Genomic DNA, 25,121 nt, shown 5'->3' on the forward strand with positions numbered 1-25,121 from the left:
TTGGCTCCCCCTTTGGGGGAGCTGTCATGCAAGGCATGACTGAGAGGGCGAGGTCGTTACAAAATAGCCCGTATTGCCACGCCCCACGCCAGTGCAAAGGCGCTTGCCACGTACATCATCCGGTTGGCACGCAGGATATCCTCCGGTTCAATGGGGCGCAGCGGATCGCCGATGGTGGGCTTGGCGTAGTATTCGCCAAAGTAATAGGCGGGCCCGGCCAGCTGCACCCCCAGCGCACCGGCGCAGGCGCTCTCGGTCTGGGCGCTGTTGGGGCTGGCGTGGTTGCGGCGGTCCCGCCGCCAGATCTTCCACGCCCCTTTTGCGTCATTGTGGGTAAAGGCCGCGGCAGCCACCCACAGCAGGGCGGCAAGGCGGCTGGGAAGGTAATTTGCCGCATCGTCCAGCTTGGCCGGGATGCGGCCAAAGTAGAGGTATTTTTCGTTTTTGTAGCCCAGCATACTGTCCATCGTGTTGACGGCCTTGTAGGTCAGGGCCAGCGGTGCCCCGCCGATGAGCATATAGAGCAGGGGCGCAATCACGCCGTCGCTGGCGTTTTCGGCCACCGTCTCCACAGCGGCCCTGGTCACACCCTCCAGCGTCAGGTCCTGGGTGTCCCGCCCCACGATGCGGCTGACCGCCCTGCGGGCGGCAGGCAGGTCGGGCTTGACCAGCTCCCGGTAAACATTGGTACTCTCCTGCGCCAGCCCCTTTGCGGCCAGTGCCTGCCCGCACCAGAACATCTGGACGGCCAGCCCCAGCCACGGGCTGATGCGGGCAGCCCCCAGGCAGACAAGGCTCGTCAGCAGAAAGGTACCCACCGGCAGGCAGAAGGCCACAATGGCCCCGCCCAGCAGTTCCCCCTGAGGCGTTTTGGGCAGGCGGGCCCGCAGGCGCTTTTCCAGCGCCGAGATGGCCTTGCCCATGTACACCACCGGGTGGGGCAGCCAGGCCGGGTCGCCAAAGAGGCAGTCCAGCACAAAACCGCCGAGTACTGCGTATTCGATCATCGGGCATCCTCCTTAGTGTACTGCACAGTTTTCAGCAGGTGCAGCACCCGCTGCTCCGCCCAATCTCCTGCATCCAGAACGTAGCCGCCCGCGTTTGGGGCGCACCAGTGGTAATAATCCGCATGGGGCAGGGCGTAGCGCTCCATGGCAGCCATCTGGGTGCCTCCGTGGGCCAGAATGACCAGTGTCTCTTCCCCATCGGCAAGGGCCCTGTCCACCAGTGCGGCAAAGGCCCTGCACACCCGCTCCGAAAAGACAGCCTTGGTCTCGCCGTCCGGGCAGGGGCTTTCGCAGTTGGCGTTCACCCAGGCCAGATAATCCGGGTCGTGCTCCATCTCAATGAAATTGCGGCCCTCAAAGCTGCCGAAGCACATCTCCTGCAGGTCTTTCACCTCCACGAGCCTTGCACCCGGGAAGAGCACCTCCGCGGTCTGCCGGGTGCGGCAGAGCGGGGTGATATAGACCGTTTCCGGCCGGAGGTCAGCCTGCCGCAGCTGGGCGCGGCCCGCGGGGCTCAGGGGGATATCCCGCTGGCCCTGATAGCGCTTTTCGGCGTTGTAGGCCGTCAGGCCATGGCGCAGAAGATAGATCAGCATGGGGGCAGTTCTCCTTTCAATACTGTGGGGATGCCGCAGAACATCTGCACCACGCACCCGGCCCGGGCCGCCAGCAGGCAGGCCAGCCGTCCGGCGGCTTCCCGTGCGACCCGCTCCCCTGCGTCCATGGGCACCACGCCGCCGCCCACCTCGGTGGCCATCACGATATCATAAGCGGAGAGCTCCTCCGCAAGCTTTTCCAGATCCTCGGCCTCTGCGGCCAGGGCCTGCACCTCCGCAATGCGGATGCCGGGCAGGCGCTGCGCAAAAGTGCGCTTGCCGCTGTACAGCGGCCCGGTGATAAAGATCATAACAGTCCTCCCCACTGGCAGGCACACAGCGCCGCCAGCATCCACAGCTCGGCTTTCTGCAAAAACCACCCGGCCAGATCGCCGGTGATGCCGCCAAACTGCTTGTTTGAAACAACATGATAGCGTGCAAACACCAGCAACGCCGCCAGCACCAGCGCCCAGCCGCCCAGTGCCAGCAGGGCGGCGCTGAGCAGAGCGGCCAGCACCATCAGCACCCGGCGGACGGTGGTCTGATCCGCCGCCGTGGCAAAGGTGTGGGCAAGGCCGGTGTTCTTTGCCATCGGGAACGATGCCACGGCCAGGCCCGAGAGGGCCCGTTCCAGCACAAGGGCCAGTGTCCAGCACAGGCCCACCCGGGGCGTGAAGTCCACGCAGGCGCAAAGGGCAAGGTAGGCCGCAAAATAACTGCACAGCCGGATCACCGCAAAGGCACCGCAGTGGGGGTCTTTGAGGATCTCCAGCTTCTTTTCCCGGTCGCCATAGCTGGAAAGGGCATCGCAGGTGTCGGCATAGCCATCCAGGTGGATGCCGCCCGTGACCCAGACCGGGATCAGGCAGAACCCCGCCGCTTTTGCGGGTATCGGCAGGGGCAGAGCGCCGCACAGGCACCACAGCCCGCCAATGACCACCCCGATGAGCGGGAAGGCGCACATGGCATACCGCATATTTTTCTGGTTCCACGCGAACTGCGGCACCGGCAGGGCCGAAAACATGGCAAAGGCCACTGCAATGGTCTGCAATCCAATCATTTTTCCACTCCTTTATAATAGACCGGGATGCCGCACACCACCCGCACCACATGGTCAGCCCGGGCGGCAAGGGCATTGTTCACCTGCGCCAGCGCTTTCAGGTAGCGCCCGGTGTCGCCTGCGTAGTCGGCACCGCCGCTGAACACCTCGTTGGAGACCACGATAAGGTGCGCGCATTGTCCGGCCAATTGGTCCAATCCTTCCAAAATGGCCGAAGCCGCATTTTCTCCCGCCCCGGCGGGGTCGTAGAGCTCGTTGGCGGTCAGGTTGCCCAGATCCTCCAACAGCGCAGTTCCCCGGGCAGGCAGACGGATGTTCTCCAGATGCAGGGGACACTCCATGGTCTCAAACTGCTTTGCCGCCCGCATCTTCCGGTGCTTTTCCACCCGGGCGGCACACTCGGCATCCCACACCTGCATGGTGGCGATGTAATAGCGTGGGAGCGCGGTTTTCATCACCAGGCTCTCGGCATACCCGCTCTTGCCGCTGGCGGCACCGCCCAATACCAGCGTCAGCATTGGGGGGTGTACGGCGTGATGCCGCCCTCCGTGAAGGAATAGCAATCGCGGTAAACGGCCAGTGCCATATCCCACAGCGGGATGCTTGCCACCGCTCCGGTGCCCTCGCCAAGATGGAGCCCGGCGGTGAGCAGGGGCGCTTTGCCCAGCGCTTCCAGCACCAGCCTTGCTGCCGGTTCGGTGGAGCAGTGGCTGGCAAACACGGCCTTTTCCGCGGCGGGGCAGAGCCGCACCGCGCACAGAGCCGCCACCCCGCTGATGAAGCCATCCATCAGCACGGGCAGTCCTTCCAGCGCACCGCCCAGAAAAACACCGCACAGCCCGGCGATATCGAACCCGCCCAGCTTGGAAAGCACGTCCAGAGGGTCAGCGGCATCGGGCCGATTCCGCGCAATGCCCCGCCGGATGGCATCCAGCTTGCGGGCAAGCCCTGCATCCGAAAGGCCCGCGCCCCGGCCTGTCATCCGCTCCACGGACTGACCCAGCAGAACCGCGGCCACGGCGCTGGAGGTGGTGGTGTTGCCAATGCCCATCTCCCCCGTGGCCAGCAGCTGCACCCCTGCCGCCTTCTGCGCCCGGACAAGCCCCATGCCCGCCGCAATGGCATCCACCGCCTGCTGGCGGGTCATGGCAGGGCCGGTGGTGAAATCCGCCGTCCCGGCGGCAATGCGGCAGTTCTGCACCCCGGGCACCGGCTCCCCGGCTATGCCAAGGTCCACAGGCACCACTTCACAGCGGGCCGTTTTTGCCATCTGGCAGACACTGGTGCGCCGGGCGGCAAGGTTCTCGGCCACGGCCCGGGTCACGCTCTGGTCCGTCTGGCTCACGCCCTGCGCCACCACGCCGTTGTCGGCGCAGAGCACCAGCACGGCCCGGCGGGAAAACGCCAGCTCTGCCGTACCGGTCAGAGCGGCGGCATCCTCCAGCATAGTCTCCAGCCTGCCCAGCCCGCCCAGCGGCTTGGCCAGGCTGGCCCAGTGAGCATGGGCGGCGGTGCGTGCGGTCTCGTCCGCCCGGGTGATCTTGGAAAGAAGCTGTTTCAGTTCAAGCTCTGTCATTGGTCCTGTTCCTCTTGATGATAGTGTGCGGCGGCATCCACGAACCGCCGGGGCAGGGCCGTGCCCGCCCAATACAAATGCGGGAAGCCCGCATAGAAATGCTCATTTGCAAAGCCGCAGTCCCATTGCTTCCCGTTGGGCTTTGCGGCGGTAAAGCCGGTGCCGTTGTCTGTGGAATCCCAGTGGTGGAACTCGTGCACGGGCAGACGCTCCCCAGCGCGGAACAGCATACTGTCGGCGTGGGCAGTCAATGCCGCGTATCCAAACCGCACCAACCTCCCCACTCGGAAGCCCAGCCCCGGCAGAACGCCTGCCATGGGCCAGCGTTCCCCGTTGGCATCCTCCAGGCTCTGGCCCAGATAGAGAAAGCCCCCGCACTCGGCCACCGTGGGCAGACCGCGCTCCACAGCCCGGCGCACAGAGGCCAGCATGGAGCGGTTCGCGCTCAACTGCCCGGCATACAGCTCCGGGTAGCCGCCGGGCAGGTAGAGCCCGCCGATCCGCTCCGGCAGGACGGAGTCCTGCAGGGGGCTGAACCAGCAGAGCTCCGCCCCCGCCCGCTCCAGTGCTTCCAGCGTTTCGGCGTAGGTAAAGCAAAACGCCGCATCCCTTGCAACGGCAATGGGAACACGGGGGCGCTGTTCCTCTGCTCCCTGGGGCGGCAGCTCTCCCGCAGGGGGGAGCCGATCTGTGTGCACCAAAGGCGCTGCGCCTTCGGTCAGGGCAAAAAGCTTTTCCCAATCCACCACCAGCGCATCGGCCATCCGGCTGATCTTCTGCTGCAGGTCCGCGATCTCCCCGGCAGTTTTCAGGCCTAAGTGGCGGCTCTCAAGGGCGGCATCCGGCAGGTGGGGCAGATAGCCCAGCACCGGCAGGCCGGTCTCCCGTTCCAGCATGGGAGCCAGCAGAGCATACAAATGGGGGGCGCAGTCATTGAGCAGGATGCCCGCCAGATGGCTGGGGGTGCGGAACTGTTTCAGCCCGTTGATCTGGGCCGCCAGCGTCAGGCTGGCCCCTCTGGGCTGGACCACCAGCAGCACCGGCAGGCCCAGCGTATCGGCCAGATGCCAGGCACTGACGGTATCACTCACGCCGCCCAGTCCATCGTAAAAGCCCATGGCACCCTCGCACACGGCTGCCCCGTGCCCGGCGGCGGCCTGCGCATAGAGCGCGCGCACGGTCTCCGGCGTGGAGAAAAACAGGTCGAGGTTGTGGCTCTCCACCCCCAGCACGGCCCGGTGAAACATGGGGTCGATATAGTCCGGCCCGCTCTTGAAGGAGCAGGGGTCCTGCCCCCGCCGCTTGAGCGCCGCCAGCAGAGCGCAGGTCAGTGTGGTTTTGCCGCTGCCGGAACAGGGCGCGGCCACAAGAAATTGGATCATTTGCGTTCTCCTGTGATAAGGAAGATGGGGTTATTGGCCATCAGCAGGTGGAGCCTGCCCGCAGGCCGGGTGCGGCTGACCGCGATCTGCGTCACCTCCGCAGCAAGGCCGTGGGCAGTCAGTGCGGCCACGGCGGCGCTCAGCGTTTCCAGCGCAATGGCGGAGATGCAGATGCGGGCGTTCGGATTCCGGGCAAGCACCGTGTCCACTACAGCCTCCATGCCCCCCTTGGTCCCGCCGATGAACACGGCATCCGGAGCGGGCAGGTCAGCCAGCGCAGCGGGGGCGCAGCCCTCCACCAGTGTCAGGTTGCAGGCGTGGAACGTTTCCCGGTTCTGCCGGATGAGCCCGCAGGCCTCCGGGTCGCACTCCACGGCATACACATGCCCCTGGGGTGCAGCCAGCGCCAGCTCCACGCTCACGCTGCCGGTGCCCGCCCCCACATCCCACAGGGTATCGGCAGGCTGCACGGCCAGCTTGGCCAGCGCCGCCGCCCGCACCTCCTGCTTGGTCATGGGCACCTCTCCCCTGTGGAAGGCTTCATCCGGGAAGCCGGGCACCCGCCGGGGCGGCTGAGGAAGATGCTCCACAAGCAGAACGCTCAGGCTTGCAAACTGCTTTTGCGCAAACTCCTGCGCCGTGCCGAACAGGATCTTTTCCTCTGCCCGGCCCAGCTCTTCGCCCACCAGCACATGGGCATCGCCCAGCCCGGCGGCAGCCAGCCGGCCGCAGAGGGAGGCAGGCGTTTCGGCCCCGCCGGTCAGGAAAAACACAGGCTTTCCCCCGGCTGTCAGGCACTCGGCCACCGGGTCGCAGGCACAGCCGTGGGCCGAGACCAGCTTCCACTCCTGCCAGGAGCGGCCCACCGCAGCGGCCAGCAGCTGAACGCTGGAAAGCCCCGGCAGCACCCGGCAGGAGATGCCAAAGGCCCGCAGCATCGGCAGCAGCTGGGCCGCACCGGAGTAAAACCCGGTGTCGCCGCTGTACACAAGGGCAGCATCCACCTCCGGGTCAGCCGCCAGCGCGGCAAGGACATCCTCAGGCTGATACAGGGCCTTCCGGTGTTCCGTGCAGCCCTGCGGCAGCTGTTCCAGCAGGCGCTTTGCCCCCAGGATCAGTCCGGCGTTCTGCAGGGCGGCAAGGCCCTGCGCGGTCAGGCTTTCCGGCGTGCCCGACCCCATCCCGATGAGTGTGATCATTGCAGCATCTCCTTACAATGTGTCAGGATCTGTTCCGCCGTTTCGCCCTGCTCGGCCGGGCGGCGGATGACGATGAGCTGTGCCCCGGTGTCCTGCGCTGCCCGGGCTTTTTCTTCAAAGCCGCCCGCCGCGCCGCCATCTTTGGTAACGAGGAAGCGGATGGCAAACTGCTCCATCAGTGCCCGGTTCAGCGCATAGGAGAACGGCCCCTGCATGGCAATGATGTTCTTATGGGGGATATCTGCCCCCTCGCAGGCGGCAATGCCCTCCCGGGTGGGCAGGACACGGGGAAAAAGCCGTGCCGGTTCCAGCACAGCAAAGGCAGAAAGCTCCTTGGCCCCGGTGGCAAGCAGGACATTTCCCTGCGTCCGGGCCAGAAATCCCGCCGCATGGGCCGCAGAGGCAAACACCATGCTCCCGGCGGGCAGCGGGCTTTCGGGCCGGAGCAGGCGGCGGTACTCCGTGCCCGCTGTTTTGCAGGCTGCCCGGATGTTCCGGGTGGCCTCCACCGCATACGGATGGGTCGCGTCCACGCAGAGGTCAGCCCCCTGCAGCAGGGCGGTCATCTCCTCCGGGGTCAGCCGCCCGCAGTGGACGGTGATGCCGGACCTTTCGCCCTGTTCCTCGGCCCCCAGCGGGGTGGCCACGCTGACCAGTACCTCGGCCCCCAGTGCGGCCAGCTGCTTTGAAAACATGCGGCCCTCGGTGGTGCCGCTGAATACCACGGCCCTCATGCGCGGTACCCCCGCGGCGTGACCATCCGCCCGCTCAGCTGGCGGGTCTGGGCGTTGCCGACAAACACGGTGGTGAACATATCCACCGGGGTGGTTTCCAGCGCAGCCAGCGTCAGAATGCGGCTTTCCTGCCCCTCCCGGCCAATGTTCCGCACAATGCCGCAGACCGTTCCGGGTGCTTTGCCGTTTGCCAGCAGGATGCGCACCGCCCGCGCCAGATAGTCCGGCCGCCCCTTGGAGGAGGGGTTGTACAGCGCGATGCAGAAATCCCCCATGGCTGCTGCCGCCAGCCGCCGCTCAATGACCTCCCACGGCGTGAGCCGGTCAGAGAGGGAGAGCACACAGAAATCGTGGGCCAGCGGGGCACCCAGCACCGCACCGCCGCTCAGGGCGGCGGTCAGGCCGGGCACCACCTCCACCGTCACGTCCGGGAAGTGCTCGGCCAGCTCCAGCAGAGGGCTTGCCATGCCGTAGACCCCGGCATCTCCCGAGCAGACCAGCGCCACCGCCCTGCCGCTCCGGGCCGTTTCCAGCGCCCAGCGACAGCGGTCGATCTCCTTGGTCATGCCGGTGGAATAATAGAGCTTGTCCGGGAAGTAAGGGCGCACCAGATCCAGATAGACCGTATAGCCGCACAGCACCTCGGCTTGCGTTAAGGCGCTCTGCGCCTGTGCGGTCAGAAACCGGGGATCCCCGGGCCCAAGCCCGACAACAAAAACAACCTTAGGCATCCTGCCACCTCCAATCCGGGGCAAAGGGACGAAGCGCCAGCGCAAAGGTCACGCCGCCGCCCGCCTGTTTGGGAAGAATGATCGTGCCGCCTGCCGCCAGCACTGCCGCCCGCTCGCAGACATTGTCCACACCGGTCACGCTCCGGACAAAGGCCGAAGGTGTGAACTGCCCGGGGGCGTTCTGCAGCTGTGCGGCAGAATAGAACTGCACCGGCCAGCCGTGGATTCTGCAAAATTCCAGCAGGCCCGGCTCATGGGCTTTCAGGTCGATGCTGGCCGCTGCCGTGATGCACGCTGCCGCAAGGCCGTGGGCCGCACAGAACTGTGCAAAGGCCGCTTCCAGCTGTGCAGCGCTGGTCCCCCGCCTGCACCCGATGCCCAGCACACCGATCTTCGGGATCAGGTGCAGCGCATCGCCCGCCGGGAAAAGGGTCAGGGCAAAGTCGGCGCGCTCTGCCTCCCCCGCCGGGACCACCCCGGCAGGGGCCTGCCCGGCAATGGGGAATTCCGACCGATACCGCACCGGCCCGCCCGCCAGCAGTCTGCTGCTGACGCGCTTGATGCGCTCTGGCTCCAGCACGGCGCAGTTCTGATGCCTAGCCCACGCATCCACGGCAAACACACCGTTGGCATCGGTGGCCGTGGTAATGACCGGCACCGCGCCGCAGACCGCCGCCAGCGCCCGGGCCAGATCGTTGGCCCCGCCCAGATGGCCCGAAAGGATCGGCACCGCAAAATGACCACACTCGTCCAGCACCACCACGGCAGGGTCCACCGCCTTGTTCCGGCAGTGGGGCGCAATGGCCCGCACCGCAATGCCCACAGCCCCCACAAAGATCAGGGCATCCGCATGGGCGAACTGCTCCGCAGCCCAATCGGCAAGGCCGGGCCCGCCATGGCCGCAGCGGTCTACGGTGCCGGGCAGGGCACTGGCCAGCTTTTGGGCCAGCGCCAGCCCTTTTTCCGTAAAGGCGAGATAGGCGCGGGTCACTGGTCTGCCCCCTTGCGGAACTCCGTCGTAAAGGCTGGGTCGTAGAGCTTGCTCCGCTCATACCGGGTGCCCAGAAAATCCCCCACCACGATGAGCGCCGTCTTGGTGATGCCGTTGGCGCGGGTGCTCCCGGCCAGCGTGCCCACGGTGCAGCGCACCACCTTCTGCTCCGGCCAGCTGGCCTTGTAGACCACGGCGGCAGGAGTCTCCGGCGTGTAGGCTCCGCCTGCCAGCAGGGCCTGCTGCACCTTGTCGATGAGGCCGATGGAAAGGAAGATCACCATGGTTGCCCCATGGGCGGCAAGGCTGGCCAGCTTCTCCTTTTCCGGCACCGGGGTGCGCCCCTCCATCCGGGTGATGATCACGGTCTGGCTGATGGTGGGCAGGGTGTACTCGGCGTTCAGCGCCGCCGCCGCCCCGCAAAAGCTGGACACCCCGGGGGTATCATCGTAGGAGATGCCATCCGCATCCAGTGCGTCCATCTGCTCCCGGATGGCCCCATACAGGCAAGGGTCGCCGGTGTGGAGCCGCACGGTGGTCCCGCCTGCGGCTTCCACCCGGCGCATCACGTCCAGCACCTGTTCCAACGTCATCTCGGCGCTGTTGTAAACGGCGCACTCCGGCTTTGCCAGCCCCAGCAAGGCCGGGTTGACCAGACTACCCGCATAAATGATGCAGTCGGCTTCCTGCAGCAGGGCCGCGCCCCGCCGGGTGATGAGGTCAGGTGCGCCAGGGCCTGCGCCTACAAAATGTACCATCTCAATGCTCCTTCCATTCGTTCAGCAGTTGTGCGGCAGTGTCGGTGGCTCCCAGCGGGCCGTGCTGGTTGGAAAACAGCACCGCCCCCACCCGGAACGCCCCGCAGGTCCGCCGGTCAAGGTGGAGCTGAACCGCCCGCAGCAGGCTTTCCAGCACCGGAGCCCGCAGGCCGGCGCTGTCCAGGAGTTCCAGACAGGCATCGGTGGTGGCAGCGTTCATCAGGGCGGCGCAGACTTCCCGGGAAGCGCCGCAGAGCGCCGCATGGGTGCAGAACAGCTCGGTGCGGCAGTCAGCAGTGTGGGAATGGGTGTTCATAATACCGCCCGCCACCTTGACCAGCTTGCCCACATGGCCCACCAGAAGCACCTCTTCAAAGCGGGCCGCTGCAGCCATATCCAGCGTATCACCGATAAAGTTCGAGGTTTTCACCACCGGAACAGCATGAAACTCCGGGTATCTTTCGTGCAGATAGTCCAGCCCGTAATTGCCGGGGGCCAGGATGAGCCGCCTGGGGCTACCCGCCCGGAGAGCGGCCTGATTCATTTCCAGCTGGATGGTATCCAGGATCGCCTGCTGGCTCATAGGCTCCACAATGCCGCTGGTTCCCAGCACCGAAAGCCCGCCCTCGACCCCGATGTGGGGGTTGAAGGTGCGCTTTGCCACCTCTTCCCCGCCCTCGATGGAGATGGTCACGGCAAAGCCGCCGGTGTAGCAGGCGCTCTCGGCTTCCCTTTGCAAGGCCTCGGCGATCATCTGCCGGGGCACATGGTTGATGGCAGCTTCCCCCACCGGCTGGTCCAGCCCGGCCTTGGTCACCCGGCCCACGCCCTTGCCGCCGGAGATGCGGATCTCGGTGGTATCGGGCAGCAATTCTACGGCGGCGATCACGGGCAGGCCGGTGGTCACATCCACATCATCCCCGCCGTCCTTCTCAATGGCGCATTCGGCACCGGCTCCGGCGGGGCGGCAGTACAGCGGTGCCACCTCCACCACGATGCCCTTCGGCGTGCGCAGGGCAACGCTCTCCGGGGCATGGCCGGTGAGCAGGAGCCGCGCGGCCCCCGCCGCACCCAGCGCCGCGCAGGTGCCGGTGGTGTACCCGCAGCGGAGCAGCTTCTGCCCACTGCGGACGTAATGTTCAAACTTTGGCCCGGCAGGCTTTTCCGGACCGAACACGGCCTCGTACTGCTCCTTGGTCAGGCTGTACAGCGCCCGGATATTCTCCGGGGCAAAGGCCTCCTTTGGGGTCAGCACCCCCGAAACGCTGTGCGGGAACACGCAGACCACCGCATCCGCGATCTTCTGCGCCATGTCCAGCTCGTGCAGGCTGACGATCACGGCCAGCCCCTGCTCATGGGCCAGTTTCTGCAGGATGGTCAGCAGCTCGATCTTTCCCTTGACATCCAGAAAAGAGGTCGGTTCGTCCAGCAGCAGAACTCCGGGCTGCTGGCAGATGGCGCGGGCCAGCAGAACGCGCTGGCGCTGGCCGTCGCTGATGCAGTTGAAATCCCGGCCCGCCAGAGGGGAAGCTCCCACCAGTTCCAGCGCGTCCCGCACGGCCTGCCGGTCGGTATCGGACAGGATGCCCAGCCGCCCGGTATAGGGGATGCGCCCGGCGGCGGCAAACTCAAAGCAGGAAGTCAGCTCGGTGCGGCGGGTATGGGGCAGCATCAGGGCCAGCTTCCGGGCCCGGGCCGGGCCGGTGTAATCGGTCAGGCTGCGGCCATCCAGCAGGACAGCCCCGCCCAGGGGGGCCAGCTGGCCCGCCAGCGTTTTGAGCAGGGTGGATTTGCCCGCGCCGTTTGGCCCGATGAGGGCCAGGATCTGTCCCGGCACCGCCCCCAGCGTGATGCCGGAAGCAAGGGGCGCGCTGCCATAGCCGATGGCCAGTTCTTTCGTTTCACAGCGGTATTTCATCGCACACCCTCCTGACCCCGGCACACCAGCAGCCAGATGACCACCGGTGCACCAAACACTGCCGTTACGGCGCTGATCGAAAGCTCGGTGGGGGCAAACATACTGCGGGCGATGAGGTCGCACAGCAGGCAGAAGGCGGCCCCGCCCAGGCAGCACCCGGGCAGCACCACCAGCGGCCTTGCGCTGCCGAACAGCTGCTTGACCAGATGGGGCACCGCGATGCCCACAAAGGAGATGGGCCCCGCAAAGGCCGTGACACAGGCGGCCAGCAGGCTGGAAAGCAGCACCAGCAGCCGGGAAAAGGCTTTGACATTGATGCCCACGCTCCGGGCGTAGGCCTCCCCCATCTGGTAGGCGGCCATGGGCTTGGAGAGGCAGAACGCTGCCGCCAGAGCGGGCAGCACCACCAGCGCCGCCGCCCGCACATTGCCCCAGGTCATGCCGGAAAAGCTGCCCTGAGACCAGTTGTGGAGGTTGACGATGTTGCTGTCCTGGGCAAAGGCCACCACAAACTCCGTGACGGCCGAGCAGATGTAGCCGATCATTACGCCGCAGATAACAAGGATGCTCATCCGCTGCACCCGCCGGGAGACCGCCAGCACAAAGGCCATGGAGGCCATGGCCCCCGCAAAGGCGGCTGTGATCAGGGTAAGGGAGCTGGTAAGCAGGCCATGGTTCAGAAAAGCCACCATAACCAGTGCCACGGCCAGCTTGGCCCCGCTGGAAATGCCCATGACAAAGGGCCCTGCAATGGGGTTGGCAAAAAAGGTCTGCAGCAGGTAGCCCGCCGCCGAGAGCGCCGCCCCCAGCAGCACCACCATCACGGCCCGGGGCAGGCGCAGCTGGGTGATGATGCCCACGCTCAGAGCGTCCTGCCCGCGGCCGGTCAGGGCCGCCAGCACTGCCCCCGGTGTCAGGGACACACTGCCCCAGAACAGGTTGGCGGCAAACAGCACCGCCAGCAGCAGGGCAAGGATGCCGTAAGAAAGGATCAGGCGCTTTTTGCTGGTCATAGGTTACTCTACTTTCCTCAGAAATTGCAGGTCGGCGGGGTCGTTCTCCGTAAAGACACGGTGCAGATCGAGCACAAAATCGACCAGCGCCGTACTCTGCTGGAAAAAGCTCTGGGTGGTGCACCAGACACTGCCGCTCTGCACGGCCTTGAACTCGGCCAGCAGGGGGCATTTTGCCACCAGTTCCTCCGTGGTATGCACCACGCCCTCAATGGTGCTGTTGTAAAGGAGCACATCCGCATCCTTTGCACCGGCGTAAAAATCCTCCAGCGGCAGGTTCATGGTGGAAAGGTTGTTGCCGTTGTCGGTCAGGTCCGCAAACACATAATCACCGCCCGCCATCTCGATCATCTGGGCCACATAGTCGCCGCCCTTGCGCACATTGGCAAGGTTGTTGGCTGTGATGGAGAAAAAGGCACAGCGCTTGCCGGTGGGAGCCTGCCCGGTCAGCGGTGCAAGGCGCTCCACCTGCCGGGCAAACTCCTGTTCCGCCAGCTCCTCTTTCCCCAGCAGGATGCCCCAGAACTTGAGCCATTCCAGCCGGGCCAGCGGGCCGCTCTCATAGCTGGAGCGCTCCACCAGCACCGGGATGCCGAACCGTTCCAGCTGCTCCTTGACCTCCGGGGTGTGGTAGATCATGGTGTTCTCGATGGCAAGGCCGCAGTTGGCCGCAAGGATCTTTTCGTAGTCCGGGGCGCTGTACTTGCCCGCATAGGCAATGCGCCCGGCCTCCATGGCGGCTCTGGCCTCATCCAGATACCAGCCCTCCGCCCGGGTGCCGGAAAGGGTCACGCTGTCCAGCCCATCCAGCGCGAGGAACAGGTCCATCACCGAGGTGGAGACAAGGTAGATGTTCCGGACGGGCTGACGCAGCACCGTCACGCTCTCGGGCAGGCCTTCCACCGCAGCGGCATCCTCCGGGGTCACAAGGAACTGCTCCCCCGATTCGGTCAGGGTCAGCATGGTATAGCCGCCCTCATAGCAGTCGGCAGTAAACTGTGTGGCGTAATCCAGCGGGCAGGCATGGTCAAAGACCAGTTCCTCTGTGCTGGCGGGAGCCGTTTCGGAGGCGGCGCAACCCGACAGGGCCAGTACTGTAGCAGGCAGAACGCGCAGGAATTGTTGTCTCGTCAGTTTCATCAGTTCAGCGCAAAGGTCAGCGTATACTCGATCTCATGGGGGGTGCTCATGGCTACGGTATCGGCAGTGACAGTCAGCGGGGTGCCCAGTGCAGAAACAGGGATCTCAAAGGTGGAGTTGCCCTCGGTGTTGGTGGGCAGATACTTCTCGCCGTCCACGATCATGTAATCATAATTGGGGCTGCTCCACAGGATGACAGCGGTCATTTTGCCGTCTGCCACGGTCAGGGCGGCAGGGCTTTCCACGGTGGCACGGCCAGAGCCGCCCTCCAGGGTCACATTCACGCTGTATTCACCGTCCGCAGGGGTCTCGGCAGCTTCTTCCGTCTTGGGCTGTGCATTGCGGATGCTCACGGTGTGGTCATACCACTTGCCCTTGGTCCCGAGGAGTGCCAGCTGGAAGTCCTGGTCCACAGCGGCCACGGGGATATCATAGCCGTAGACCTCCTCCGAGGTGCCATCAGAGTAGGTGACGGTGTCGGTGGTAGGCAGCAGCCAGTCTGCCTTGTTGGCCTCGGCATCGGCGGCCATGCCAACGTACAGGTTGACGATCTTCTTGGAGGCCAGACTGACATGGAAGGTCATCTGCCCGTTCTCCACGGTCAGGGTGCCCATGCCATTGCAGGCTTCGTTGGCGTGGAACATGCCGCTGTCGGTGTCGAACTCAGCCGTGTACACGCCGTCCGGCAGGGCGGCTTCGGCAGGTTCGGATGCGGCAGCGCTCACGGCAGAAGCGGCTTCCGAGCTGGCAGCAGAGGAAGCAGTGGAAGAAGCCCCGCCGCAGCCGGTGAGGACGGCGGCCAGCATCAGAGAAGCAACGGACAGGGAAACAAGCTGTTTGCAGTGCATAAACAAAATACCTCAAAAATTCAGAATTTGAAATGGGAGTGTTTCTCCTCATGCGGGGAAGCTCTCCATAAAAAATGCCCGAAAAGATCTCTCCCTTCGGGCATTGGAAATGCGGAATATTAGCCGTTCAGGGAATCAATGGCGGCTTTGGTGTGCTCAATGTAGCGCTGCTGGATGTCCTCGATCTCACCCAGACCGGCGATCTGGCACTCCACGGACGCGAAGTCACCGGAGGCCTGGAACTGGCTCAGCCAGGAATCGTCATCCGCACCGGCCATATCGTTATTGGCGTGGTCACCGGCAACGACCATCAGGGGACGCAGGATGACCTTGGTGTAACCGGCGGCCTTGACAGCCTCGATGACGTTCTCGCAGGCGGTCTCCTCGGGCTCACCCTCCACCGTGCCGATGAACACGTTGCTGTAGCCCAGGGTCTGCATGGCGGTCTGCATCTGGCTGTAGCTCACCTTTGCGGTGTGGGAGGTGCCGTGGCCCATAAAGACGAAGGCGACCTTCTCCTCAGCGGCGGCCTCCAGGCTGTCGAAACCGGCATCCTTCACAGCAGCAGCGGTAACGGCCTTGGCAACAGCTTCCTTGTCGGCGTTGATGACGGCAGCATCGGCACCAACCTCGCCCAGCAGGGGCTCAGCAACGGCGACGCTCTCGAACTTGTCCTTGTACTCGTCGATCATCTCCATCATCTCGTCGTACTCTGCACCGTGCATCAGGTGGGTGGGCTGGACGACCAGGTTCTTCACGCCGTTGGCCACAGCGCGATCCAGAGCCTGCTGCATGTTGTCGATCTTCTCGCCGTCGCGGGCCTGAACATGGTTGATGATGATCTGTGCGGTGAAGGCGCGGCGGACAGACCAATCGGGATAAGCGGCCTGCAGCGCATCCTCGATGCCCTTGATATCCTTCACTCGGCTGTCGTTGAAGGAGGTGCCGAAGGAAACCACCAGCAGCTCATTCTCGCCGATGTCGTCCTGATTGCGGCTGTCGTCCTTGGAAGCATCGCCGGTGTCGCGGCCAAAGTAGTCAGGGTCAGCCTCTTCGCCCTCGACCAGCTCCTTCTGGGCATCGGTCAGGGCATCCCATGCGGCCTTGGCGGCCTCACACTGGGCATCGGTGTCATCGGTGCGCTCCTGCACATAGATGGCATCGATCAGGTCTGCAACATTCTTTGCGGCCAATTCGTCAGCCTCCTCGCCGGAAACCTCGCTGCTGGCAGCAGATCCTGCCGTGCTGGAAGCAGTGGTGCTGCTTGCGGCACCGCCGCAGCCGGTCAGTACACCGGCGCAGAGGGCCAGAGCGGTCAGAGCGGCCGCTGCTTTGTGGATGGTGCGTTTTCTCATTTTTGTTCGTTCCTTTCCTGTTTTTGAACATGATTTTTGCTGAACAGAAGGTACAGGAAAGAGTGCCCGGCAAAACAAAAGGGGCCTTTCTGCTTGCGGGATGGCAAAGCAAAAAGGCCCTTTTCAGTTTTTTCAGGCTTTTTGGGTACAACCAATTCCTCGTGATCTGGGGCTTGCGCCCCCGTACCAACAGCGGGCAGGTTTCCTGGCTGAAAGCTCAACATCCACCGCCGCCTTCCCGGAACATACGTTCCAGTGACCGGTGCAGCTGCACCCTGGCGGTAAACTCCCTTATCACAGTGACGAGATCGTGCGGGATTTGCACCCGCTTCCCTTTTAACGTGCCTGCCCCCGGCCAGAGCCGCGGGCGGTACGCACCTGCTGTTTTCTATTCAGTTCGCTGTTCAGTATAACATACTCAACGGAGGAATGCAATCACCACTCCGGGGAAACTTCCGGGCTCACAGGCGGTGTTTTTTCCCCGATCAGGGCCACCGCCACATCGTTGACATTGGTGCCCGTTGCCCCGGTGATGATCAGGCCATCCACTGCTTTCAGGGCGTGGTAGGAATCGTTGTTCTGCAAAGCAGCGTATCCGCTCCAGCCCCCGGCCTCCAGCGCGGCAAGGGTATCCCCATCCACATAGCCGCCGGCGGCATCGGTGGGGCCGTCTGTGCCATCGCTGCCCACAGAGAATACCGCCGCGTTCAGCCCGGCAATGGCAGGCGCAACCGCAAGGGCCAGCTCCTGATTTCTTCCGCCAAGCCCTTTTCCGGTCAGGTGAACGATGGTCTCGCCGCCCGCGATGTAGGCCAGCTTTTTCCCCTGCCCTGCCTGGGTGCGGACAATGGAGCCAAGGAAGCTGCCTGCTTCCCGTGCTTCGCAGCAGAGTTGGTCGGTCAGGAGAACCGGTTCATATCCCAGATTCCGGCAGGCGCTGGCCGCGGCACGGCAAAGCTCCCGCACGCTGCCGGTGATCCGGGTGGTCACATTGTCCAGCGTTTTGGGCGTTTCCTGCGCCAGCAGGGCCCGGGCCTGTGCTGAGAGTGCCAGATGATACTTTTTGGCAACGGCAAGCGCCTGGGCGCAGGTGGAGGTATCCGGCACCGCCGGGCCGCTGGCGATCATATCCAGCGGATCCCCCAGAATGTCGCTCAGCACGATGCTGAACACCTGCGCAGGGGCACAGCGCTGCGCGAACCGCCCGCCCTTCACACCGGAAAGCCGCTTGCGGATGGTATTCATCTCCACAATGTCGGCCCCGCTGGCCAGCAGCTGGCTCGTGATGTCCTGCAGCTCTGCCCCGGGAACGAGCGGCTGCTCGAACAGCGCACTGCCGCCGCCGGAAAGCAGGAACAGCACCGTATCCCCGGCAGTCAGCCCCTGCACCAGCTCCAGCGCCTTTTGAGTGGCCGCAAAACCGTTTGCATCCGGCACCGGGTGGCCCGCCTCATAGCAGGCCACACCTGGGATCTCACCTTTCACATGGCCGTACTTGGTCACGACCACACCGCCATCCACCCGGCCCAGCGTTTCAACCGCCGCGTGTGCCATCTGCCAGGCCGCCTTGCCCGCCGCCACCAGAAGCACCCGGCCCTTCCCGGGCCGGAGATCCCGCAGCGCACGGCGCACCGCCTCATCCGGCAGAACAGCGTTCAGGCTGGAACGAAGGATCACATCCGCATCCCGGCGCAGTGCAGCATTCATAGACTCGCCCTCCTTGCAGCGGTGCCCGCCCCTCCGGGACAGCGCACCAGAAACAGCCGAATAAAAAATCAAGACCGACGATCTCTTTTGAAATCGTCGGTCTTGTTTCAATCCGAGTGGCGAGAATCGAACTCACGGCCTCTTGAACCCCATTCAAGCGCGCTACCAAAACTGCGCTACACCCGGACATCTGATCGAGCTTGTCGCTCACAGCTCAATCAGTATACCCGAAGAATGGTGTTTTGTCAAGCACTATTTTCAAATTTCTTTTTCATTTTCGGCAATGGCCGTTGTGCTGCCCACCGGCTGCGGAAACTCCACCGTAGCCAGCGCCACAGCGAACACGCTCTGCGCACCGGCATCCAGCAGAGCCTGCGCGCAGGCCGAGGCCGTGGCTCCGGTGGTCAGAACATCGTCCACCAGAAGGATGCGCTTTCCCTCCACAGCCTCCGGCCGGGCCACCCGGAAGGCACCCGCCACATTGGCCAGCCGCTCGTCAAGGGAAAGTCCCTCCTGCCGCCGGGTGGAGCGGGCACGAGTCAGCGCGTCCGTGACCACCGGCACGCCCACCGCCCGGGCAAGGGGCTGTGCCATCCGCTCCGGCACATTGTAGCCGCGCTTTTTGCTGGAGGCCGGTACCGGAAGGATGCAGTCGTAACCCCTGTCAAGGCCCGGCACCGGTTCGGGCAGGGGCTCAGAGCCGCGCATTCTGATCTCGCTGCCAAAGAGCAGGCGGGCCATCTCCACGCCCAGCTCTACAGCTGCCCAGGGCGCGCCCTGATATTTCGCCCGCAGCACCGCGCGGCGGACAAGGCCGGTGTATCGGTAGGGCGCGGCTGCCCCATCCAGCCGCCCCAGGTAGTGCTCGGAGCCGCGCAGCCGCATGGAAGGTGCACGGCGCAGCTCTGCCAGCCCATCGGCGCAGTCCGGGCAGGCAGGCTGGTTCCCCAGCACCCGGTCACAAAAAGGGCAGCGGCGCGGGTAAAGCACCCAGCGCAGCTGCCGCAGTGTGCGGCTCAGGCCGCTGTAATAAAGCATCAGTCGTTCTTGACCGCAATGATGACGCGGACCTTTTTTCCGGCAGCGCAGCCGAAATTATCGTACCAGCCGGTCAGCTGGTAGCCGTCCGCATCCACCTGAGCCAGCTTGGTGGGGTAATACTGGCCCTTGTACCACAGGTAGACCTGCACATTGTCTGCCATCTCGTAGCGTTCATTGCCCGAGAGCACCGAGGCCGCGCCGACCTTGTCGATCTTCAGGGGCATCAGCTGCATCATGGCCTTGACAGAGCCGGTGGTCTCCTGCCGCACGGCAATGCCGCCCGCCAGCACCGGATACTTGATGGCCGTGGTGTAGCTGGCCACCGCGCCGTTGACGTAGCAGATATAGGTCGCCCCGCCGCCGATGTAGTTAAAGATCTGCTTGAAGGGGGTGCCCGTGATCTCCGCGATCTGCTGGAAGCCAATGCTCATCAGGGAGCCGGTGTTGCTGGTCAGCTTCTGCCAGGCCGTGCTCAGGATATCGCCCGAGACGATGCCCCACAGGATCTCGCTGGTGGTGGGCACCAGCAGATTGGACAGGCGGTCTACCGCCGTGGCACCGGTCACAGTGGTGGTGGTATCCGAGGTAGAGCCGGAGCCGTCGGTGCCGCCCGTGGCCGCTCCGGTGGTGGTGCCTGTCGTGGTCGTGGTGCCGGAAGCGGAATCTCCCGCCGTAATGCTGGTGACGAGGCTCTTCAGGTCAGAATAATTCATGGCCAGATTTTTCACATCGTCCAGCACGCCGTAGCTCCACAGGTCGCCGGTCACATCGTTCAGGATGAGCCGGTCGATCTGTCCGGCATCGTTGACGGTATAGTAGCGGACATCGAGGTCACTCAGTGTTACCCCCGATAGGCGGCTGGGACGAACCGTCCCAGCCACACCCTCCGAAGTTGTATCCAGAATCTCTACATCGTCGGCCAGGGCGGCTGCGCCCAGAGCAGTGGCATTGGCATTGATGGTGCCGTTGACGCGGCGGTCCTCGATGTGCTCCACGCTCTCGCCCTCCGGGGTGACCTTGATCTCTACCAGCCACCCCTGCGGAAAGTTCAGGCTCTTGTCCACATTCACAGTGCGGGCAATGCCATCGGTGCACATGACGGAGACTTTCTGCAAAACATCCGCGCCGTTCTCTTCCACCAGACTGCGGGTGGCGGTCTGCACGACACCGTAGAACACGTTGTCGGCTTCCTCGCCGGTCACGATCCCGGCAGCCTCATTGTTCATGCCCAGCAGCAGGGTGACGACCTCGCCCACGCCGCCGCCGTTGAGGGAGGACACCTGGGAGGCCACCGCAGAGGAACCCAGCGTATAGCTGGTGCCTGCCACCGTTACACTGGTGGGGGCGCTGGCACTGGGCGAAACTGCCGTGATGCGGCCAGCGGCGCGGCGGGTGTAGACCCACAGCGTCTGTAAACTTTCGCTGTAATAATACACGTCGTATTTGTTCAGTTCCGCAGATTCCGACGCTTTATCGTTGCGGTAGACCATCTTGGGAACAAAGGGCAGCTGGACCGTATCGCCCGCCACAAAGGGGCCCTTCAGGCTCTTGAGCATGACGCTGGAGGTATCCACCTGACCGTTGGAGACCGTGAAGCCCAGGCTGCTGCCGTAGGCACTGCCGCTGGCAGCGTTGGCTGTCAGGGTGTTGTAGAACAGCAGGGCGCACTCCTCGTAGTTGAGCGCCTCGCCCTGGCTGCGGTCCACCTGATTGCGCAGGCCCAGCTCACTGGCCTTGTTCAGCTGTGCGTTGGGGAAGGAGCCGCTCAGGTCGGTCATCTTATAGCCCATCAGCTTGAGGATGGCCGTGACCGCCTCCTCCAGCGTCACGGCGTTGTCGGGCCGGAAAGAGCCGTCGGTGTAGCCGTTCATCCAGCCGTTCTGCACCGCAATGCGGACATAGGGGGCATAGGGCGAAGTGCCGGGCAGGTCGGTGAACAGGGTGCCCACCGTGCCCTGAGAGCCCACGCTCTCGCGGTAGGTGGAGTAGGACACCAGCATCCGGGCCAGCGCACTGCGGGTGACCACAGCGTTCAGAGCAGCCTGCTGGCTGCTGTCCATCGCGTTCAGCGTGATGGACAACTGGACCGCCGTGTTGGCGTTGCCCGCTGCCGATGCCGGCAGCACCAGCATCGACACGGCAATGCTTACCGCCAGCAGAAATGCAAGGATTCGCTTTTTCATGGAAAATCCTCCTTAAAATAGTTTCTAATGTATTCCGGGTTGCGGCTCCCAGCGTCTGCTTCGTGCAAAGCCTTGCACTTGCATCCTGCTGGCCGCGGCCCCAACAACTCCTCCCTTCATCCGCCACTGGCGGCGGTCGTCGTTGTTGCCCCTATTAGGGGAGCTCCGCAAGGCGCTGGCAAAGCCAGACCGAAGCGGTGAAAGGTTTAATCATATCTCAGCGCTTCAATGGGGTTCAGCCTTGCGGCGCGCTTGGCGGGCAGGTAGCCGAACAGCACGCCGATGCCCACCGAGATGCCAAAGGCCACCACGATGGAGTTGAACGAGGGACTGACGGTCACATCAATGTCGCTGGAGATCATGGGCAGGATGCGGTTTGCCGCCATGGACACGATATAGCCAAGGACGATGCCCAGCACGCCGCCCAGTGCGGAGGTGGTGGCAGCTTCCACCACGAACTGCGACAGGATCACCCGCTCCTTGGCACCCAGTGCCTTGCGGATGCCGATCTCCCGGGTGCGCTCGGTCACCGACACCAGCATGATGTTCATAATGCCGATGCCGCCCACCAGCAGTGAGATGCTGGCAATGCCGGTAAGGATGATGATGACCATGTTGATCATCTCGTTCATCTCCTCCAGCCACTCGCTGGCGCTGTAGATGTAGTAAGCGTTGTCGCTCTTGAGCAGGTCGTGCAGACCGCTTTCCACCACCGCCTTGGCCTCGTTGGCCCGGCTCTCGTCCTTCATAATTGCAACAAAGTTCTTGGCGCTGGACTGGTTGGAGAGCCGCATGGCCGTGGTGTAGGGCAGATAGATGCAGTCATCGTCGGAGCCCTGCTGCATGTTCTTGTCCGTCACCTTGGCGTTCAGCACGCCCACGATCCGGAACTTGTAGGCCCCCAGCTTGATGGTCTGGCCCACCGCGTTGCCGCCGTAGGCCGCCCGGTTGAGGTAATCGCCGATGATGCAGACCTGCTTGTTGTCCTTGATGTCCATGTACTGCAGGCCGCGCCCCTGGGCGAGGGTATAGTTTTTCATCTCAGTGTAGTGCTCGTCCACACCGTAAACGCTGGTGCCGTAGCGGTAGGTCGTGGTGCCCACCTTGGGGGTGTTGTTGCTGAAATCGATCTGGGGCGAGACTGCGGAGATGAGCTCCTTGTTCTTATCCGCGATCTTATACACATCCTCCACCGAGGCGGTGCGGGAGCCGTAGCCCCAGACCTGAATGGACAGGGCATTCGTGCCCAGCGCCGAAAAGCTGTCCCGCATGCTCTGGGTCATGCCGTTGCCCAGGCCCACGATAACGATGACCGCCATGACACCGATGATGATGCCCAGCATGGTCAGGAAGGTGCGGAGTTTGTTGCTCCACACATTCTGGAGGGCCTGACGGAAGGTCTCAATGATCATTTGTTCCCCTCCTGTTCTGCCGATTCAAAGTTCAGCGTCGGCTGGACGATGGCTTCCGGCGCGCGGGAGTCGCCATCGTAGACCACCTGACCATCCTCCAGCCGGATGATGCGGTCGGCCTGCACGGCAATGGAGTTGTCATGGGTGATAAGCACCACCGTATGGCCCTGCCCATGCAGGTCCTGCAGCATTCCCAGCACCTCGCGGCCGGTGTGGCTGTCCAGCGCGCCGGTGGGCTCATCCGCCAGAATGATCGCCGGGTTGCGCACCAGCGCCCGCGCGATGGATACGCGCTGCTGCTGGCCGCCCGAAAGCTGGTTGGGCTTGTTTTTCAGCTTATCGCCCAGCCCCACCTGCTCCAGCACCTCGCGGGCCCGGCGGTGGCGCTCGGCGCGTGGGATGCCCGCATAGACCAGCGGCACCTCCACGTTTTCCAGTAAGTTTAATTTGGGCAGAAGATTATACTGCTGGAAGATGAACCCCAGCATCTCGTTGCGGATGGAGGCCAGCTCGTTCCGGCTCATCTTGCCCACATCCCGGCCGTTCAGCCGGTAGGTGCCCGCCGTGGGCACATCCAGACAGCCGATGATGTTCATGCAGGTGGACTTGCCGGAGCCGGACTGGCCCACAATGGCAACAAACTCGCCTTTTTCTATTTTCATGGTGATGTGGTCGGCGGCTTTTACCGTGGTGTCGCCCATCTGGTAATACTTGCAGACCGCATCAAATTCGATCAGAGCACTCATTCCATCCTCCCATCAGAAGATCATCATGCCGCTGCCATCGTCATAGTAGCTGTCGCTGCTGACCGAGTTGGGGTCGTAACCAATGGTGTCCCCCTCCTGGATGCCGCTGACGATCTGGGTGTAATCATCATCGCTGACACCGGTCTTGACGGCCACATAGACAAAGCCCTCGGGTGCCTCCATGGTGGCATCCGCCTTGGAAGCGCTGGGGGAATCCTGGGTCACCAGCACATAGCCGCCCCGGACGATGGCCGCATTGGGCACGGTCAGGGCATTGGCAGCCTCGGCCACCACGATCTCGGCATTGGCGTTCATGCCGGGCCGCAGGCCGTCGGTCTCGTCAATGCGGATGGTCACCGGGTAGGTGGTGGTGCCGCCGTTGGAAGCGCCCTTCATGGAGACGCGGGTCACAGTGCCCACATAGTTCTTATCCTGCACGGCATCGGCCGTGATCTGCACCTTCTGGCCCACAGTCAGGGAGCTGATCTGCAGCTCGTCCACATTGATGACCATTTCCAGATAGCTCAGGTCGTAGATGACGCAGAGGGTATCGCCGGATTTGACCGCATCGCCCACCTTGGCATCCTTTTCAATGATGGTGCCGCTGATGGGAGAGGTGACGGTATAGTTGGCCATGGTATCCTGCAGGTTCTGCAGGGAGATCTCAGCGCTGCGCAGGGTCTCAGAGGCCGACTGGATGCTCTCGGTCAGGTCATCGCCGCTCAGCTCGATCAGGATATCGTCCTTGGCAACAGTCTGGCCCTCCTGCACATGGATGGAGGTCACGGTGCCTGCGGCCTGTGCGGTCAGGGTACGCTCTGCCTGATAGCCAAAGGTGGCAGAGCCGATGGAGCTGACCCCGTTGATGGAGGCGGTGGCCGCCTGCGCGGTGGTCAGGCCACCCGCGTTCCGCACGGCAATGGTCACGGTGCGGGTGAGCAGGTTGCCGGTGCTCAGGGCATCCGTTCCGGTCACGCTGGTCACGGTGCCGTCCAGCTGCTCAAAGGTGCCGTCCAGCGTCACCTGGGCGGTCTGGCCCACGCTGAAATTGGCGGCATCAGCGGCGGGGAATTCCAGCGTCAGCAGCATTTTGGAGCTGTCGCGGATGATGGCGACCTCCTGCCCGCTGGTCACCTCGTCGCCCTTGGCGACCTTCAGGGTGCTCACGGTGCCATCCACCTCGGCACGCACATACTGGCGGTCCACCACCTTGTCATAGCTGCGCTGTGCCTGCTGCATGGCGATCTCAGCCTTTTCAAAATTGGTGGAAGCGTCCGAGCTGTCCAGCGTGTAGAGGATGCTCCCCTCATCCAGCACGTCGCCCTCCTCGAACTCGCCGGTGAGCACCTTGCCCTCCACCAGAGATTTCACGGTGTAGGTGTTGGCAGGGTTCAGGGTGCCGGTACCGCTCAGGGTGTTGGAGACATCCCGCACTTCAGGGCTGGTCTCCAGATAGCTGGGGTCCACGGCTGTGGTGCTGGCGCTCTTGGGCTTGAGCAAAAACACACCGCCCGCGATCACCACACAGACCACCGGCACGAGCCATTTCCAGTTCTTCTGCAAAAACAGCACCGGGGCCTTGGTTGTCTGTGCCGCAGGCGTTTCCGCACCCGGGTTCTCCGCGCCGTCCTTCTTCTTATTCCAGATCATCATGTTCCTCCTATCAGATTCAGGCCCGCCGGGGGCGGCCTGTCAGGTTCCTTTCCTATGTATAGGTGTAGTGT

Annotated in this window: 23 protein-coding genes, 1 tRNA gene, 1 pseudogene and 1 riboswitch; all 25 genes and pseudogenes read right to left on the reverse strand. The window is 63.8% G+C overall.

Annotated features, from left to right (window positions below; translation table 11 throughout):
* Positions 1-56: 56 nt before the first annotated feature.
* Positions 57-1,007: an adenosylcobinamide-phosphate synthase CbiB gene (gene cbiB / locus MTP40_RS11750; RefSeq protein WP_249259432.1), complete on the reverse strand. Its 951-nt coding sequence runs from the start codon at positions 1,005-1,007 to the stop codon at positions 57-59.
* A complete protein-coding gene (locus tag MTP40_RS11755) occupies positions 1,004-1,603 on the reverse strand; it encodes a histidine phosphatase family protein (protein WP_156059725.1) in 600 nt (199 codons plus the stop codon). Before MTP40_RS11755 ends, cbiB begins: the two co-directional genes overlap by 4 nt.
* Positions 1,597-1,914: a bifunctional adenosylcobinamide kinase/adenosylcobinamide-phosphate guanylyltransferase gene (locus MTP40_RS11760; protein WP_249259433.1), complete on the reverse strand. Its 318-nt coding sequence runs from the start codon at positions 1,912-1,914 to the stop codon at positions 1,597-1,599. Before MTP40_RS11760 ends, MTP40_RS11755 begins: the two co-directional genes overlap by 7 nt.
* Positions 1,911-2,663: an adenosylcobinamide-GDP ribazoletransferase gene (locus tag MTP40_RS11765; RefSeq protein WP_249259434.1), complete on the reverse strand. Its 753-nt coding sequence runs from the start codon at positions 2,661-2,663 to the stop codon at positions 1,911-1,913. The genes MTP40_RS11760 and MTP40_RS11765 overlap by 4 nt, the downstream gene beginning before the upstream one ends.
* On the reverse strand, positions 2,660-3,181 hold the full coding sequence (locus MTP40_RS11770; protein WP_249259435.1) for a bifunctional adenosylcobinamide kinase/adenosylcobinamide-phosphate guanylyltransferase: 522 nt from the start codon (positions 3,179-3,181) through the stop codon (positions 2,660-2,662). Before MTP40_RS11770 ends, MTP40_RS11765 begins: the two co-directional genes overlap by 4 nt.
* On the reverse strand, positions 3,175-4,239 hold the full coding sequence (gene cobT, locus MTP40_RS11775) for a nicotinate-nucleotide--dimethylbenzimidazole phosphoribosyltransferase (RefSeq protein ID WP_249259436.1): 1,065 nt from the start codon (positions 4,237-4,239) through the stop codon (positions 3,175-3,177). Before cobT ends, MTP40_RS11770 begins: the two co-directional genes overlap by 7 nt.
* A complete protein-coding gene (locus MTP40_RS11780; RefSeq protein ID WP_249259437.1) occupies positions 4,236-5,621 on the reverse strand; it encodes a cobyrinate a,c-diamide synthase in 1,386 nt (461 codons plus the stop codon). Before MTP40_RS11780 ends, cobT begins: the two co-directional genes overlap by 4 nt.
* Positions 5,618-6,820: a precorrin-6y C5,15-methyltransferase (decarboxylating) subunit CbiE gene (gene cbiE / locus MTP40_RS11785; protein ID WP_249259438.1), complete on the reverse strand. Its 1,203-nt coding sequence runs from the start codon at positions 6,818-6,820 to the stop codon at positions 5,618-5,620. The genes MTP40_RS11780 and cbiE overlap by 4 nt, the downstream gene beginning before the upstream one ends.
* Complete coding sequence (cobK, locus tag MTP40_RS11790; RefSeq protein WP_156075814.1) at positions 6,817-7,554, reverse strand: precorrin-6A reductase; 738 nt, start codon at positions 7,552-7,554, stop codon at positions 6,817-6,819. The genes cbiE and cobK overlap by 4 nt, the downstream gene beginning before the upstream one ends.
* Entirely contained in the window at positions 7,551-8,285 is a 735-nt protein-coding gene (cobJ, locus tag MTP40_RS11795; RefSeq protein WP_249259439.1) for a precorrin-3B C(17)-methyltransferase, read from the reverse strand. The genes cobK and cobJ overlap by 4 nt, the downstream gene beginning before the upstream one ends.
* On the reverse strand, positions 8,278-9,276 hold the full coding sequence (locus MTP40_RS11800) for a cobalt-precorrin 5A hydrolase (protein ID WP_249259440.1): 999 nt from the start codon (positions 9,274-9,276) through the stop codon (positions 8,278-8,280). Before MTP40_RS11800 ends, cobJ begins: the two co-directional genes overlap by 8 nt.
* The gene (cobM, locus tag MTP40_RS11805; RefSeq protein ID WP_249259441.1) at positions 9,273-10,034 is read right to left on the reverse strand and encodes a precorrin-4 C(11)-methyltransferase; all 762 of its coding nucleotides are present in this window, start codon (positions 10,032-10,034) and stop codon (positions 9,273-9,275) included. Before cobM ends, MTP40_RS11800 begins: the two co-directional genes overlap by 4 nt.
* Before the next feature lies 1 nt (position 10,035).
* Positions 10,036-11,346, reverse strand: coding sequence for a cobalt-precorrin-5B (C(1))-methyltransferase CbiD (gene cbiD / locus MTP40_RS11810; protein WP_442900452.1), 1,311 nt, complete (start codon positions 11,344-11,346; stop codon positions 10,036-10,038).
* Between the two features lie 111 nt (positions 11,347-11,457).
* Positions 11,458-11,952, reverse strand: a pseudogene (locus tag MTP40_RS14540) (ABC transporter ATP-binding protein); the annotation flags it as partial.
* Positions 11,949-12,965 carry a FecCD family ABC transporter permease gene (locus MTP40_RS11815; RefSeq protein ID WP_249259443.1) on the reverse strand — a complete coding sequence of 339 codons (1,017 nt, stop codon included), beginning with the start codon at positions 12,963-12,965 and terminating at the stop codon, positions 11,949-11,951. The gene MTP40_RS11815 and the pseudogene MTP40_RS14540, both read right to left, overlap by 4 nt.
* A gap of 3 nt (positions 12,966-12,968) precedes the next feature.
* A complete protein-coding gene (locus MTP40_RS11820; RefSeq protein ID WP_249259444.1) occupies positions 12,969-14,105 on the reverse strand; it encodes an ABC transporter substrate-binding protein in 1,137 nt (378 codons plus the stop codon).
* Positions 14,105-14,953, reverse strand: a complete 849-nt coding sequence (locus tag MTP40_RS11825; protein WP_207684202.1) for an iron transporter — start codon at positions 14,951-14,953, stop codon at positions 14,105-14,107. The genes MTP40_RS11820 and MTP40_RS11825 overlap by 1 nt, the downstream gene beginning before the upstream one ends.
* 119 nt (positions 14,954-15,072) lie before the next feature.
* The gene (locus MTP40_RS11830; RefSeq protein ID WP_097773372.1) at positions 15,073-16,308 is read right to left on the reverse strand and encodes a sirohydrochlorin cobaltochelatase; all 1,236 of its coding nucleotides are present in this window, start codon (positions 16,306-16,308) and stop codon (positions 15,073-15,075) included.
* Positions 16,309-16,486: 178 nt separating this feature from the next.
* A riboswitch (cobalamin riboswitch) is annotated at positions 16,487-16,705 on the reverse strand.
* Between the two features lie 38 nt (positions 16,706-16,743).
* A complete protein-coding gene (locus tag MTP40_RS11835; protein ID WP_207684203.1) occupies positions 16,744-18,015 on the reverse strand; it encodes a glycerate kinase type-2 family protein in 1,272 nt (423 codons plus the stop codon).
* A 111-nt stretch (positions 18,016-18,126) separates the two neighbouring features.
* A tRNA-Pro gene (locus MTP40_RS11840) sits at positions 18,127-18,201 on the reverse strand.
* Positions 18,202-18,273: 72 nt separating this feature from the next.
* Complete coding sequence (locus tag MTP40_RS11845; protein WP_156059710.1) at positions 18,274-19,053, reverse strand: ComF family protein; 780 nt, start codon at positions 19,051-19,053, stop codon at positions 18,274-18,276.
* Complete coding sequence (locus MTP40_RS11850; RefSeq protein WP_207684204.1) at positions 19,053-21,239, reverse strand: S-layer homology domain-containing protein; 2,187 nt, start codon at positions 21,237-21,239, stop codon at positions 19,053-19,055. The genes MTP40_RS11845 and MTP40_RS11850 overlap by 1 nt, the downstream gene beginning before the upstream one ends.
* 206 nt (positions 21,240-21,445) lie before the next feature.
* On the reverse strand, positions 21,446-22,651 hold the full coding sequence (locus MTP40_RS11855) for an ABC transporter permease (RefSeq protein ID WP_207684205.1): 1,206 nt from the start codon (positions 22,649-22,651) through the stop codon (positions 21,446-21,448).
* On the reverse strand, positions 22,648-23,397 hold the full coding sequence (locus MTP40_RS11860) for an ABC transporter ATP-binding protein (protein WP_117506087.1): 750 nt from the start codon (positions 23,395-23,397) through the stop codon (positions 22,648-22,650). The genes MTP40_RS11855 and MTP40_RS11860 overlap by 4 nt, the downstream gene beginning before the upstream one ends.
* A gap of 12 nt (positions 23,398-23,409) precedes the next feature.
* Positions 23,410-25,050: an HlyD family efflux transporter periplasmic adaptor subunit gene (locus MTP40_RS11865; RefSeq protein ID WP_207684206.1), complete on the reverse strand. Its 1,641-nt coding sequence runs from the start codon at positions 25,048-25,050 to the stop codon at positions 23,410-23,412.
* Positions 25,051-25,121: the final 71 nt, after the last annotated feature.

Origin of the sequence: Faecalibacterium sp. IP-3-29, assembly GCF_023347335.1 — a bacterium.
Classification (GTDB): Bacteria; Bacillota; Clostridia; order Oscillospirales; family Ruminococcaceae; genus Faecalibacterium; species Faecalibacterium duncaniae.